This is a genomic window from Amycolatopsis sp. NPDC089917, from assembly GCF_040684635.1.
Taxonomy (GTDB): domain Bacteria; phylum Actinomycetota; class Actinomycetes; order Mycobacteriales; family Pseudonocardiaceae; genus Amycolatopsis.
The window spans coordinates 68,954-83,758 of sequence record NZ_JBFBGL010000020.1; the positions used below are offsets into that span (position 1 = coordinate 68,954).

Annotated in this window: 9 protein-coding genes; 5 read left to right on the forward strand and 4 right to left on the reverse strand. The window is 69.7% G+C overall.

The genetic code is table 11. The annotated features are described in order from the left end of the window. Positions 1-12 precede the first annotated feature (12 nt). The gene (locus tag AB0N89_RS17005) at positions 13-990 is read left to right on the forward strand and encodes an iron-siderophore ABC transporter substrate-binding protein (RefSeq protein WP_364205307.1); all 978 of its coding nucleotides are present in this window, start codon (positions 13-15) and stop codon (positions 988-990) included. Next, positions 990-3,068 (forward strand): iron ABC transporter permease, encoded by a 2,079-nt coding sequence (locus tag AB0N89_RS17010; protein WP_364205309.1) that lies wholly within the window; start codon positions 990-992, stop codon positions 3,066-3,068. Before AB0N89_RS17005 ends, AB0N89_RS17010 begins: the two co-directional genes overlap by 1 nt. Before the next feature lie 60 nt (positions 3,069-3,128). Here AB0N89_RS17010 and htpG read toward each other — a convergent pair whose 3' ends face one another. Genes htpG through AB0N89_RS17025 form a run of 3 tightly spaced genes read right to left on the reverse strand, consistent with a single transcriptional unit; the run spans position 3,129 to position 7,277 of the window. Further along, positions 3,129-4,994, reverse strand: coding sequence for a molecular chaperone HtpG (gene htpG / locus AB0N89_RS17015; RefSeq protein WP_364205311.1), 1,866 nt, complete (start codon positions 4,992-4,994; stop codon positions 3,129-3,131). Positions 4,995-5,023: 29 nt separating this feature from the next. Beyond that, positions 5,024-6,610 (reverse strand): alkaline phosphatase D family protein, encoded by a 1,587-nt coding sequence (locus tag AB0N89_RS17020; protein ID WP_364205313.1) that lies wholly within the window; start codon positions 6,608-6,610, stop codon positions 5,024-5,026. Positions 6,611-6,659: 49 nt separating this feature from the next. Further along, positions 6,660-7,277, reverse strand: coding sequence for a hypothetical protein (locus tag AB0N89_RS17025; protein WP_364205315.1), 618 nt, complete (start codon positions 7,275-7,277; stop codon positions 6,660-6,662). An 84-nt stretch (positions 7,278-7,361) separates the two neighbouring features. On the opposite strand from AB0N89_RS17025, the gene AB0N89_RS17030 reads away from it, so the two are divergent. After that, positions 7,362-9,023, forward strand: a complete 1,662-nt coding sequence (locus AB0N89_RS17030; protein WP_364205317.1) for a sulfatase — start codon at positions 7,362-7,364, stop codon at positions 9,021-9,023. Positions 9,024-9,193: 170 nt separating this feature from the next. Here AB0N89_RS17030 and AB0N89_RS17035 read toward each other — a convergent pair whose 3' ends face one another. After that, positions 9,194-10,153, reverse strand: coding sequence for a YafY family protein (locus AB0N89_RS17035; protein ID WP_364205319.1), 960 nt, complete (start codon positions 10,151-10,153; stop codon positions 9,194-9,196). A gap of 61 nt (positions 10,154-10,214) precedes the next feature. Here AB0N89_RS17035 and AB0N89_RS17040 point away from each other — a divergent pair, with 61 nt between their 5' ends. Both AB0N89_RS17040 and AB0N89_RS17045 read left to right on the forward strand, forming a co-directional pair. Next, complete coding sequence (locus AB0N89_RS17040) at positions 10,215-11,372, forward strand: epoxide hydrolase family protein (RefSeq protein ID WP_364205321.1); 1,158 nt, start codon at positions 10,215-10,217, stop codon at positions 11,370-11,372. A 217-nt stretch (positions 11,373-11,589) separates the two neighbouring features. Next, positions 11,590-14,673 (forward strand): BTAD domain-containing putative transcriptional regulator, encoded by a 3,084-nt coding sequence (locus tag AB0N89_RS17045; RefSeq protein ID WP_364205323.1) that lies wholly within the window; start codon positions 11,590-11,592, stop codon positions 14,671-14,673. Positions 14,674-14,805: the final 132 nt, after the last annotated feature.

Sequence of the window (14,805 nt, forward strand, 5' to 3'; positions counted from 1 at the left end):
CAGGAAGAACCCATGCGTTTGCCAACCACCGCCGCCCTCTTCGCGGCGACGGCCTTGCTGCTCTCCGCCTGCGGCACCACCGAGAACACGGCGGCCGCGCCGAGCGAGTCCGCCGCCGCGAGCGGACCGGTCACGGTGACCGACGCGCGCGGCAAGGCCGTCAACCTCAAGGCTCCCGCCAAGCGCGTCGTCGCGCTCGAGTGGGGCGAGGCCGAGATGGTCGCGTCGCTCGGTGTCATGCCGGTCGGGGCCGCGGACGTCGCGGGCTACAACGTCTGGGACAAGGCCGTTCCGCTGACCGCGGAGGTCAAGGACGTCGGCAAGCGCAACGAGCCCAGCGTCGACGCGATCGTCGGGCTGAACCCCGACGTCGTCATCATCGCCGACGAACGCGACTCGACCCTGGTACCGCAGATCGAGAAGTACGTGCCGGTCGTGGTCACCAAGTCCAGCGACGCGGCCCGGAACTTCGACCGGCTGCGCGAGGACTTCAAGCTGATCGCCAAGACGGTCGGCAAAGAGGCCGAGGCGGACAAGCAACTGTCCGAAATGGACGCCAAACTCGCCGAGGGCAAGAAGGCCGTCGAGGGCAAGGGCGCCGCGGGCACCCCGTTCCTGATGGCCGACGGCTACCTCGAAGGCAGCACCGTCAGTATCCGCCCGTTCGGCAAGGGCTCGCTGGTCTCCGACACCGCCGAGGCCGTCGGTCTCAAGAACGTCTGGACCGGCAAGGTCGACCCGCAGTGGGGTCTCGGCCAGACCGACGTCGAGGGCCTGACCGCGATCACCGACCCGAAGACCGTCCTGTTCTACAGCGCGTCCGAAGAGGACGTGTTCACCACCGGGCTCGCGCAGAACGCCGTCTACCAGCGGCTGCCGTTCGTGGTGTCGAAGAAGATCCACAAGCTGGAATCCGGCACGTGGACCTTCGGCGGGCCGAAGTCGGTCATCGGCACCGCCGACCAGATCGTGAAGGCCATCACCGCCTGATGACCACCAAGGTCCGAGGTACTTCTTCCCGCCGAGGACTCGTCGAAACAGTGCGGTCGCCGCAGACGATCCGCACCGCCGTGGTGTCGACGGGACTGGTGGTGCTGATCGCCGTCCTCGCCGGCATCCACCTGACCCAGGGCACTTCGACGTCCGGTCCGCTGGACGTGGTGAAGGCGATCTTCGGTCACGGGGACGCGCAAACCCTCGCCGTACTGGAGGGTTCGCGCGTCCCCCGGCTGCTCGCCGCGTTGCTGCTCGGGGTCGCGCTCGGCGTCGCGGGCGCGGGCATGCAGTCCGTGGCCCGCAACCCGCTCGCCTCGCCGGACACGCTCGCGGTCAACGCGGGCGCGCATTTCGCCGTGGTGGCCATTTCCGCGTTCGGGCTTTCGCTGCCGCTCGTCCCGGTCGGCGGCGCGGCGTTCGTGGGCGGGCTCGCCGCGGCCGTCATCGTGCTGGGCCTGGCGGGCGGCGGATCCGCGAGCCCGCGGCTGGTGCTCGTCGGCTCGGCGGTGCTGCTGGCGGTCCAGTCGGTGACCATCCTGCTGCTGCTCATGTTCGAGCAGGAGACGTCCGGGCTGTTCGCCTGGGGCAGCGGCTCGCTCACCGTGTCCGATCTGCGCGCGACCGGGCAGATGGCGCCGATCGTGGTGATCGCCGTGGCGGCGCTCATCGCGATGGGCCGCAAACTCGACGTCCTCGCCCTCGGCGACGACAACGCGACCGTGCTCGGCCTGCGAGTCCGCCGGACGCGGGTCAGCGCGGTCGTGCTGACCGTCGCGCTGACCGCGGCGGCGGTGACCGTCGCCGGGCCGGTCGGGTTCGTCGGGCTGAGCGCGCCGGTGATCACGCGGCTGCTGCTGCCGATCGCCAAACATCGCGCGCTGCTGCCGGTGTCCGGGCTGGTCGGTGTGGTGACGGTGCTCGGCGCCGACGTCGTCCTGCGGGCGATCATGGGGTCGGCCGCCGCCGTGCGCGTGCCGACCGGGGTGGTGACGACGATCGTCGGCGCCGTCGTGATGGTGTGGCTGGCACGGCGCGGCCGGGCCAGTGGTTCGCGGCGTCCGGCGCCGGCGGGACGCGTCGGGGTCGCCGGATCGACGCGGCGGCTCGTGACGATCTCCGTCGCCCTGGCCGTGCTGCTCGTCGTCGTCCCGGTGGCGGGACTGATGCTGGGCGACCGGATGGTGCTGCTCGGCGATCTCGCGAACTGGGTCACCGGCGACACCGGGACCGCGCTCACTTTCGTGCTGGACCAACGACTTCCGCGCGTGCTGGCCGCGCTGCTCGCCGGTGCCGCGCTGGCGGTGTCCGGCTGCGGGATCCAGTCGGTCAGCCGCAACCCGCTCGCCGAACCCGGTCTGCTCGGCATCACCGCGGGCGCCGGGCTCGGCGCGATCACGCTGATCACCATCGTCCCCGCGGTCGGCGCGTGGGCGATCGCCGGTGCCGCCGGTCTCGGCGCGGCGATCGTGTTCCTGCTGGTCTACGGGCTGGCGTGGCGGTCGGGGCTGGATTCGGACCGGCTGGTGATCATCGGCATCGCGGTCTGGTCGGCCGGGATGGCGCTGATCACGCTGCTGATCGTCGTCTCCGACCCGTGGAACTCGGCCAAGGCGCTCACCTGGCTTTCCGGATCGACCTACGGCCGCACGCTGGAACAGATCGCGCCGGTGGCACTGGCGCTCGTCGCGCTGACGCCGTTGTTGTGGGTCAAGCACCGCGAACTGGACCTGCACGCCCTCGACGAAGACACCCCGCGCGTGCTCGGGATGCGGATCGAACGGTCGAGGCTGGTGATGCTGGGGGCTTCCGGGATCCTGGCGGCCACCGCGGTGTCCGCGATCGGCGTCGTCGCGTTCGTCGGGCTGGTCGCGCCGCATCTGGCGCGGTCGCTGGTCGGCGGACGGCACGGCCGGGTCATCCCGGTGGCCACGGCGCTCGGAGCGGTGCTGGTGAGCGTCGCGGACACCCTGGGGCGGACGGTCATCGCGCCCGCCCAGATCCCGGCAGGCCTGGTCATCGCCATGGTCGGGACGCCCTACTTCATCCTGGTCCTCTGGCGGACCCGGCCGTAGCAGTCCGTGAAGGACTCCTTGAGGGACTCTGGGTCCCTCAAGGAGTCCTTCACGGAACTACTACAGGGTCTTCTCGAGGTGCGTGGCCAGGAGTTTGGTGAAGCGGGCGGGGTCGCCCAGTTCCCCGCCCTCGGCCAGCAGAGCCATGCCGTAAAGCAGTTCCGCGGTCTCCGCGAGCCCGTCGTTCTCACCCTGCGAAGCGAACGCGGACCGCAGCCCGGAGACCAGCGGGTGGCCCGGGTTGAGTTCCAGGATCCGCTTGATCTGCGGCATTTCCTGGCCCATCGCGCGGTACATCTTCTCCAGCGTCGGGGTGAGGTCGTTCGTGTCGCCGACGATGCAGGCGGGCGACGTCGTCAGCCGCGACGAGAGCCGGACCTCCTTGACCTGCTCCCCGAGGGTCGTGGTCAGCCAGGTCAGCAGGCCGGAGAACTCTTCCTTCTGCTCGTCGGTGGTGTCGGAGTCGAGTTCGACCTCGCCCTTCGCGACCGACTGGAACTGCTTCTCCTCGTAGCCGGAGACGGCGTCGACCCACATCTCGTCGATCGGGTCGGTGAGCACGAGCACCTCGTACCCCTTGGCCTGGAAGGCTTCCAGATGCGGGGAGTTCTCGATGCTCTGCCGCGAATCACCGGTCAGGTAGTAGATGTGCTCCTGGCCGTCCTTCATCCGCTCGACGTAGTCGCGCAGCGAAGTCGGCTTCTCCGGGTCATTCGTCGAGGCGAACGAGCAGATGTCGAGGATCGCGGTGCGGTTCTCGTGGTCGTCCAGCAGGCCTTCCTTGACGGCCCGGCCGAACTCCTTCCAGAACGTCTCGTACTTGTACGGGTTCTCGTCCGCCATCATGGTCTTGACGGTCGAGAGGACCTTCTTCACCAGGCGACGGCGGATCAGCTGGATCTGCCGGTCCTGCTGCAGGATCTCGCGCGAGACGTTGAGCGAGAGGTCCTGCGCGTCGACGACGCCCTTCACGAAGCGCAGGTACTCCGGCATCAGCGCTTCGCAGTCGTCCATGATGAAGACGCGCTTCACGTACAGCTGGACGCCGCGCTTGCGCTCCCGCATGAACAGGTCGAGCGGCGCGTGCCCCGGCAGGAACAGCAGCGCCTGGTACTCGAAGGTGCCCTCGGCCTGGAGCCGGATCGTCTCCAGCGGGTCGTTCCAGTCGTGCGCGACGTGCTTGTAGAACTCGTTGTACTCGTCTTCGGTGACGTCGCTGGAGGAACGGGCCCACAGCGCCTTCATCGAGTTGACCGTGGCGGTCTCTTCGCCCTCGGTCATCCGGATCGGCCAGGTGATGAAGTCCGAGTACTTTTTGACGATCTGCTTGATCTTGGTCGCCGAGGTGTAGTCGAAGAGCTGGTCTTCGGCGTCCTCGGGCTTGAGGTGCAGGACGACCGACGTGCCCTGCGGCAGGTCCGGGACCGTCTCGATGGTGTACGTGCCTTCGCCTTCGGATTCCCACCGGACGCCTTCGTCCGATCCCGCGCGGCGCGTCAGCAGCGTGACTTTGTCGGCCACCATGAAGCTGGCGTAGAAACCGATGCCGAATTGGCCGATCAGATCCTGCGAGGCCGCGGAATCCTTCGTTTCCTTCAGCTTCTTCAGGAATTCGGCGGTGCCGGATTTCGCGATCGTGCCGATCAACGCGACGACGTCGTCCCGGCTCATCCCGATTCCGTTGTCCCGCACGGTGAGGGTGCGCTTTTCGGGGTCGGTGTCGATCTCGATGTGGAGATCGTCGGTATCCGCCTGGAGTTCCTTGTCGCGGAACGCTTCGAGGCGGAGCTTGTCCAGTGCGTCGGAGGCGTTGGACACCAGTTCCCGCAGGAAGGTGTCCTTGTTCGAGTAGATCGAGTGGATCATCAGCTGCAGGAGCTGACGTGCCTCCGACTGGAACTCGAGTGTTTCGGCAGAGGTGGTCACGCGGCGATATTACCCAGCGCGAAACCGGCTCAAGCCAGCCTCTGCCTGGCCACCTCGACGAGCCCGTCTTCGGTGGCCTGTTCGATCGTCGTGACGGCGGATCTGCCCTCGGCCTCGACCGTGGAGATGACGTTGCCGAAATGCGGCCCGGACAGTTTGGACCAGGTGAGCGGATCGGGTCCGACACCGCCGCGGGTCGCCCACCGGCGCGCGAGCGACGCCACCGCGGACGACCAGGTGGCGGCGAACGCGAGCCGGAGCGGACGCGGCATGGCGTTGTGGACCGGGGAGCAGGTGAGCTGGAAGACCGCCGAGGTCACCGGTTCGGGATAGCGCGCCTCGGCGATGTAGGCGTGGTGGACGTCGCCGGAGAGCACCGCGATGGTGGCCGGTGGTTCGTCCCGCCGTCCTTCGCGGGCGATCATCGCGGACAGCCGCTCGAACGAGGCCCGGAACGCCGCCCAGTGTTCGAGGTCCGCGGCCTGCCGGATCTTCTCCGCGAGCCGCCCTCGCCATCCGGGCCGGTCGCAGGCACGTTCGTTGAGCGACTGCAGGTGGGAGATGACCGGAGGCAGCAGCCACGGCAGCGAGGACCCGATGAGCAGGTGGTCGCACGGGGCGGCGGCGTTCTCCTCGATCCACTCGAACTCGTCGTCGTCGACCATCGACCGCGTGCCGCCCGCGAGGATCCGGCCCGCCCGGCTGTCGATGACCAGGAGCCGCACCCCGCCGAAGTCGCGGCGGTAACTCCAGCGCGCGCCTTTGGTGCCGTCGCGTTCGTTGTCGGCCTCGTCGGCATACGCGGTGAGCAGGTCCGCGTTGTCACCGCCGGAGGTGATGGCCTTCTGGAAGGTCTCGTCCTCGGCGAGTTCGGCGGGGCCGAGATTCCCGAGGTGCTGGTACACCCAGTAGGTCATGATCGCGCCGCGCAGGCGCTCCTTCCACCACGGCTGCGCGCGCATCTGCTTCTGCCAGGTGTAGGAGGTGTTCCAGTCGTCGCGGACGTCGTGGTCGTCGAAGATCATCGACGTCGGCACGGTGGACAGCAGCCAGCGGATCGCCGGCTCGCCCCAGGCCTCGAAGTAGAGGTGGGTGTACTCCTCGAAATCCTTGACCTCGGTCCCCGGCGGCTCCGACGTGTCGCGACGGCGGGCGAGCCACTCCTGGGTCTCGTCGGTGGTCTCGTCGGCGTAAACCTGATCGCCCAGCATCAGCAGCGCCTGCGGCCATTCGGTTTCCTCGCCCGCGGCCATCCGGCGGGCGTACGCGGCCAGCGCGTCCGGGCCGAAGGAGTCGCCGTCGTGGGGTTTGCGGCAGGAGCCGAACACCAGCCGGACCCGCGACTCCTCCTCGGGCAGCGTCCGGATGCGGCTCGGCGGGAACGCGGAATCCTCCAGCGGCCACACCTTTTCGCCGTCCACGCGCACTTCGTACTCGACGCTCGATCCGGGTTCGAGGCCGGTCAGCACCAGCAACGCGTAGTGATGGCCCCGGATTTCGAAAGTCCTCGCGGTCGTCCCGAGGACTTCGACCTCACTCGCGGTGCCGGTCTCGACCCACACCGTCGCGGAGGTCGCGTCGACATGTCTCAACAGGGGTCCCAGGCGCAGAGTCATTCCTGAAACGGTGCCACAGCCGGGCGAAGTTCGTTCGCTGAGCCGGGAATCAACCGAGCTTCGCGAAGATCTCCTTGATCTCGGCCAGGTTCTTCCGCCGGTCGGCGTCGTCTTCGTAGTACCCGTCCTCGGCGCGGGCTTCGACGATCGCCTCGGGGGTGAGCTCCTCGCCGAACCGGTAGTCGCCGAGGCAGTAGGTGAACCCCGACTCGCCGAACGCGTCGAAGCCTTCCCTGCGGCAGTGCTCCAGGAAACCTTCGGCCTGCGCCCACCGCTCGCCGTCGAACCAGAACACGCCGCCGGCGTACAGGATCGTGGCTCCCGTGTCGTCGTCGACGATGTTGAGGGACTCGTAGTTCTCCGGGCGGTCGCGCACCAGCCGGACGAGGTGCTCGGGGACGCCGCCGTAGAGCGCCACCTGGTCCTCGTAGGTGCCTTCGGCGAACAGGTTCAAGGCCGACTCGTGGTCGAAGGTCAGCAGCAGCGCGTGCTTGTCCGGCGTGAAGTACCAGACGGCCGACTGCCCGCCACCGTCGTTCCAGGCGAACCGGGTCGCACCGTCCACCTCGACCGGCTCGATCTCGGTGACCGCGTCGATGATCGCGGCACGCCGCCGCACCTCGTCCAGGGTCGTCGCACCGAGGGCCGCCCAGATCTCGTCACTCACCGGCGCAGACTACCGAGCTTTGAACCGCCCGGTCCCGCACTCCGTGTAACCCGGTGAAGGCTTTCCCTCGGAAAGGTGCCCGCGTTGTCGGTTTTCACCCGCCCCGCCCTGGTGGGCCTGCCGGGCGACCGGACGGCCGCCCGCGAAATCGCGTCCAGCGCGGTGACCACGCTGTCCGCCGTGCTCGTGCTGTTCGCCCTGCTCGCGCCGGACGACCTCGACCGGCTCACCCCCGAAGCGTTCGTGCGGCTGCCGGTGGAGGCGCTGCTCGGGGTGGCGGTCGTGCTCATGCTGCGCGAAGGCGCCCGGCGGATCGTCACGGTGTCCGCCGGTGCGCTCCTCGGGCTCCTGACCGTGGTCAAGGCGATCGACATCGGTTTCGGGCTGGCGCTGAACCGGGGGTTCGACCCGGTCTTCGACTGGGGTGTCCTGGGCAACGGCGTCGACCTGCTCGGCACGTCGATCGGCCGGGCGGGGGCGATCGCGTCGTTCCTCGGGCTGACGCTGCTGGCGATCGGCGTCATCGTGGCGATGGCCCTGGCGACGCTGCGGCTGAGCAGGCTGGTGGCGGGACGGCGTACCGCGTCGACCAGGGTGATCGCCGTGCTCAGCGTGATCTGGATCATGTGCGCGGTGTCCGGCGCGCAGCTCGCCCCGGGGCAGCCGCTCGCGTCGCGCAGCGCGGCCGCCTTCGCCTACGAAGACCTGCGCCAGGTGCGGGCCGGTATCCGCGACCGGGACGCCTTCGCCACCGAAGTCGCCACCGACGCCTTCCGCGACGCCCCGGCGTCCGGTCTGCTGAACGCGTTGCGCGGCAAGGACGTCCTGTTCACCTTCATCGAGAGCTACGGGCGGGTGGCCGTCCAGGATTCCGACATCGCGCCCAAGGTCGACGCGGTCCTCGACGCCGGGACGGCGCGGCTGAAGAACGCCGGGTACGGCTCGCGCAGCGCGTTCCTGACGTCGCCGACGACGAGCGCGGGAAGCTGGCTGGCGCACTCCACGCTCCAGTCCGGGGTCTGGGTCGACAGCCAGCACCGCTACGACGACTTCGTGAAGACCGACCGGTTCACCCTCAGTGGGGCGTTCGAACGCGCGGGCTGGCAGACCGTCGGCGTCGTCCCGGCGCATACGGAGGACTGGCCGGAGGGCAAGGTCTACGGCTACGACCGCTACTACGACTCGCGGACCATCGGGTATCACGGCCCGCCGTTCTCCTACGCCACGATGCCCGACCAGTTCACGCTTTCGGCTTTCCAGCGCGCCGAACGCGGCAAACCGGATCGCCCGCCGCTGATGGCGGAAATCGACCTCGTCACCAGTCACTGGCCGTGGACACCGCTCCCCCGCATGGTCGACTGGAACGCCGTCGGCGACGGTTCGATCTACAACCCCATGCCGTCGCAAGGGAAAACGCCCGACGAGGTGTTCACCGACCCCGCCAAGGTGCGCGCCTCGTACGGCGACTCGATCGCCTATTCGCTGAACGCGCTCGTCTCGTACGTGGAGACGTACGGGGACGACAACCTCGTGCTCGTGTTCCTGGGCGACCATCAGCCGAACCCGATCGTCGCGGGCGCGGGAGCGGACCGCGACGTGCCGATCAGCGTCGTCACGCGGGACAAGGCCGTGCTCGGCAAGATCGCCGGCTGGGGCTGGCAGGACGGCCTGCACCCGGACCGGAACGCGCCGGTGTCGCGGATGGACACGTTCCGGGACCGGTTCCTGACCACTTTCGCGCGCTGAACGCGGGTCGCGCGTGATCAGACGGCGAACACGGTGAACGTCGCCCGATCACTCGAGTTACGCCTTCAATCACGCGAGATCGCCATCTGATCACGCATGATCGCCATCTGATCACACCCCACCGGTCACACCAACGCCCGTGAGCGCACCCCGTGACCGCGTTCAGCGGACTAAACGCGGGTCGCGTCGCGATACCGATCGGCCAACGTGCGCAAGTAGCCGACCAGCTGCGGGGGTTCGGTGACCCGGAAGGGGTACCCGAGCAGTCCCAAGTGGACGGCCAGCGTCTCGATGCTGTCCGCGCCGGTGTGCAGCACGCAGGTGCCTTCGTCGAGGGCCTCCACCGTGCCGACGGCCGGGTTGATCCGCGCGGACACCTCCTCGGCGGACGCGTGCACGATGACGTCGGCCCGGTACCGCCAGGCCGCGGACGACACCCCGCGCCGCACCCGGTCCGTGACGTCCTCGGGCAGGTCGCGCGGGGTGAACCGGGGTCCGATCGGGACACGCGGAGTCAGCCTGTCGACGCGGTACGTGCGCCAGTCGGCGCGGTCGAGGTCCCACGCGACCAGGTACCAGCGGCGTCCCCAGTTGACCAGGCGGTACGGCTCGACCTTGCGGACGCTCTCCGAACCGTCATGGCTCCGGTAGCCGAACCGCAGCACCTCGTGATCCCGGCAGCAGGCCGTCAGCACGGTGAGCGTCTTCGCGTCGACGCGCGGGCCGGGCTCGTCCCTCGGCACCGAGACCGTGTACGCCTGCAACGCGTTGACGCGGCGCCTCAGCCTCGACGGCAGCACCTGCTCCAGTTTCGCGAGCGCGCGCAGCGACGTCTCCTCGACGCCCGCGATGGTGCCGCCGGCGGCGGTGCGGAGTCCTATCGCGACGGCGACGGCCTCCTCGTCGTCCAGCAGCAGCGGCGGCAGGTCGGCGCCCGCGCCGAGCCGATAGCCGCCGACGGACCCGCGGGTCGCGTTCACCGGGTAACCGAGCGCGCGCAGGCGCTCGACGTCGTTGCGGATCGTCCGGGAGCTCACTTCGAGGCGTTGTGCCAGTTCAGTGCCGGTCCAGTCACGGGGAGTCTGCAAAAGGGAGAGCAGACGGAGCAGCCTTGCCGAAGTTTCCAACATATTTTGAGGTTGCCTTCCCATTAGGAACGGCATGTTCCTAATGAAAGCTTACCTTTGTCTCATGAACGAGAACACAGAGATCAGACCCTTCACCGTCGACGTCCCGCAGTCCGAATTGGACGATCTGGCCGACCGCCTGGCGCGGGTCCGCTGGGCGAACGAACTGCCCGCCGACCAGGTGACCGACGGGGTGCAGCGTGGACCGGTCACGCCGGGCTGGGAGTACGGCGTGCCCTTGGACTACGTGCAGCGCCTGGTCGCCTACTGGCGTGACGGCTACGACTGGCGGGAGTGGGAGGCGAAGCTCAACCAGTACCCGCAGTTCACCACCGAGATCGACGGGCAGAACGTCCACTTCCTGCACGTCCGCTCGCCGGAGCCGGACGCCACTCCGCTGATCCTCACGCACGGCTGGCCGAACTCGGTCTTCGAGTACCTGGACCTCATCGACCGGCTGACCGACCCGAAGGCCCACGGCGGGGACGCGGCGGACGCGTTCCACGTCGTGATCCCGTCGCTGCCCGGTTTCGGTTTCTCGGGCGCCACCCGCGAGAAGGGCTGGAACCGGTACCGCACGGCTCGCGCGTGGGCGGAGCTGATGCGGCGCCTGGGTTACGAGCGTTACGGCACGCACGGGAACGACGCCGGTTCGTTCGTCGCCCCCGAGATGGGCCGCGCCGACGCCGAGCACGTCATCGGCGTGCACGTCACGCAGCTGTTCTCGTTCCCGAGCGGCGACCCGGCCGAGTTCGAGGGCATGACCGAGAAGGAGCTGGAGTACATGCAGTTCCTCCAGACCTTCAACGACGACATGTCCGGCTACGCGAAGCTCCAGGAGAGCGCGCCGCAGAACCTCGCGCACGCCCTGGCCGACTCGCCGACCGGGCAACTGGCGTGGAGCGCGCAACTGCTGTCGGGCACGAGTGACGACCACGTCCTCACCAACGCCACGCTGTACTGGCTGACGAACACGGCGGCGTCGGCGGCGCGGTTCTACTACGAGGACAAGCACTCGGAGCACCCCGCCGAGCCGACGACCGCGCCGACCGGGCTGGCGAGCTTCGCCTACGACTTCCGCCCGCTGCGCCGGTTCGCCGACCGGGACCACACGAACATCGTTTCGTGGCGGGAGTTCGACCGCGGCAGCCACTGGGCGACCCAGGACGCGCCGGACCTGCTGCTGGGCGACATCCGGGACTTCTTCCGCAAGCTGGCCTGACGGATTCGTGAGTGAGTGGTGAGGACAGGGGGCACCGTCCTCACCACTCACGAGCGGACGAAGCCCGCGTAACCCCCAGATACTCGGGCTCGTCCTGACGGAGGCCTTTCTGGGAGGCCTCGCGGGGGTGATCGTGGCAGGTGCCGGTTTCAACCGGGCAACAGCAGTAACCTGATGGTCCGGGAGGTGAGCGCGTATTCCCTGTTTCGGTTTCGGTGTGCTCGGGCCGCTGGAGGTGACCCGCGACGGGAAGCCGGTGGACATCGCCGGGCCCAAACTGCGGGTCCTGCTCGCGTCGCTGCTGGTGCGGGCCAATTCGACGGTCTCGCTGGACCGGCTCGCGGACCGGCTCTGGGGCGAGGACCAGCCGTCCACCGCCCGCAAGAGCACGCAGGTCTACGCGCTGCGGCTGCGCCGGATGCTGGGCGACGGGCTGATCGAAACCCGCCCGGACGGCTACCTGATCCGGCTGAAACCCGAGCAGCTGGACCTGCTCCGCTACCGGCGGCTGGCCGACGCGGGCCGGGAAGCGGGCAAAGCGGGCGATTCCGCCCAAGAACTCGCCCTGCTGGCCGAAGCGCTGGAGTGCTGGCGCGGCCCGGCGCTGTGCGACGTCCCGTCGGAATCCCTCCAGCGTGACGAAGCCGCACAGCTGGACGAAGACCGCCTTCGCACACTGGAGCACCGGATCGAGGCAGGCCTCGAAGCGGGCGGGCACCGCGAGCTGGTCGCCGAGCTCATCACGCTCACCAAGGAACATCCGTGGCAGGAGACGTTCTGGGCGCAGCTCATCACCGCGTTCGACCGGTCCGGCCGCCGCGCCGACGCGCTGGAGACGTACCGCTCGATGCGCCGGATGTTCGCCGACGAGCTGGGGATCGAACCCGGCCCGCGGTTGCGGCAGGTCCACGCCGCGATCCTCGACGAGGGCGCCGCTCCGCCCCGGGAGGCGATCAGCCAGCTACCGCCCGACGTCCACCGGTTCGTGGGCCGCGCGGATCCGATCGCCGAACTCGCCGGCCTGCGGCTGACCGCGACCGGGCGCAACGTCGTGATCTCCGGGCCGCCGGGGGTCGGGAAGACCGCGTTCGCGGTGCACGTGGCGCACCGGTTCCGGCCGTATTTCCCGGACGGTCAGCTGTACGTGAACCTCCAGGGTTACGCCACCGGCCCGCCGCTCGATCCGTCGGCCGCGCTGACCCGCTTCCTCGGCGCGCTCGGCGTGCACCGGGACCGGATCCCGGCCGAAACCGCGGACCAGGCGGCCCTGTTCCGCAGTGTGCTGGCGGACAAGAAGATGTTGCTGCTGCTGGACAACGCGGTGCACGTCGACCAGGTCCGGCCGCTGCTGCCGGGGCGGCCCGGCTGTGGCGTGCTGATCACCAGCCGCAACGACCTGCGCGGGCTCGCGGTCAACCCGGGCGCCGTGCACCTGCCGCTCGGCGTGCTCGCCGAGGACGAATCGCGCGCGGTGCTCGCCGAACTGCTCGGTCCCGCGCGCACGGCCGCCGAACCCGAAGCGGTCGGCGCCCTCGCCGCGGCCTGCGCGCATCTGCCGCTGGCGCTGCGGATCGCCGGAGCGAACCTCGCCGCCGACACCGGCCGCGGCATCGCGGAGTACGCCGCCGAGCTGACCCGGTCCGGGCGGCTGGAGGAACTGGCCATCGACGGCGACTCGTCCTCGGCCGTGCGGATCGCCTTCGACCAGTCCTATCTCCGGCTGTCCGAACCGGACCGGCTGCTGTTCCGGATGCTCGGCCGCGCGCCGGGTCCGGACTTCGGCGCGCCCGCGGCGGCCGCGGTCGCCGGGGCCTCGCGGGTGGCGACCGGCCGCGCGCTCGACCGGCTGGCCGCCGCGAACCTGCTGCAGCGGACCGCGCCCGGCCGCTACCAGTTCCACGACCTCATCCGGGAGTACGCCGTCGAACGCGGGCACGCCGAAGACCCGCGGGAGGCCGCGCTGACGGCCTTATCCCGGCTTATCGAGTCCTATGTGGACACCTCCGCCGCGGCCACCCGCGTGCTCTACGCCGGCGCCGCCTCGCCGGTCTTCGACGAACACACCGCGCTGCGCTGGCTGGACACCGAACGGGACAACCTGGTCGACACGATCGCCTGCGCCACGACGGATCCCGCGTTCCAGCCCGCCGCGTGGCGGCTGATCGACGTCCTGCGCGGCTACCTCCAGGCGAGCGGGCACGCCCGCGAAGCGGTCGCGACCTGCACGGCCGCGCTGCGGTCGGCCACCGAGACGGGCGACGCGCGGGCCCGGCTGTCCCTGCTCGACGTCCTCGGGCAGATGTCCTACAACCTCAGCGACTACGGCCCGGCCATCGAGCACTTCCAGGAGGCGCTCGCGGCCGCGCGGGCGCTGGAGGACCTCGACGCGGAGACCGACGCGCTGCGCAACCTCGGCCGCGCCTCCAGTCAGCAGGGCAAGGCCAGGCAGGCGCTGCACTTCCACGGCCAGGCGCTGGCGGTCGGCCGCCGGGCGGGCAACACCGGGGCGGAAACGCTGGCGCTGAACTGCATCGGCGTCATCCACACCTTCTCCGGCAGGCCGAGGACCGCGGTCGGCTGGCACGACCGGGCCCTGCGGCTGGCCAGGGAAACCGGCCAGAAGGAAGCCGCGTTCCGCGCGCTCAACGGCCGCGGGATCGCGTTGTGGGCGCTGGGCAGGTTCGACGAGGCCATCGCGGATCACGAGCAGGTGCTCGCGTACACGCGTGAGGCCGGACTCGGCTTCGGGGAGACCTCGACCCTGAACTGCCTCGCCGAAACCCACTCCGACGCGGGGCGCCTCGACCTCGCGATGACGCTCGCTGTCGAATGCCACACCCGCTCGGTGCAGATCGGTGACCGGCGCGGCGAGGCGGCGGCCGTCGAGGTCATCGCGACGGTGTGGAACCGGTGGGGCGAGCACACGGAAGCGATCGCGGGCCTGCACGAGGCGCTGCGAGTGTTCACGGAGATCGGCCTCGGCTACGGCCAGGGCTCCGCGCGGATCGGTCTCGCTTTCGCGCACCGGAAGCTCGGCGATCCCGCGAAAGCGCTGGAGTACGCCGAAAAGGCGTTGGCCACGCTCCGGGAGAACGGTCAGCTCTTGCTGGAGGCGGACGCCCTGACCGAGATCGCGCACGCGCGGCTGGACCTCGGCGAGGGGGAAGCCGCGCGGGAACTGGCCGGTCAGGCGGTGCGGCTCGCCTCGAAGCGGGGACGGCGGCTGCCAGAGGAACGGGCCCGGGCGCTCAGCCGCCGGACACCTCGTGAGCGGGGTCGTGAGTGGCAAATGGGGTTCTAACCCGAATCGCCACTCACGACCCGCGCGGGCCGAGCCGGTACTTTCGCGTGGCTGAGTGTGCGGCACGTGTGATCAGACGGACGACACTCGGCGGCGTCCGGTCAGTCACCCGTGTCGTCCGTCTGATCACGT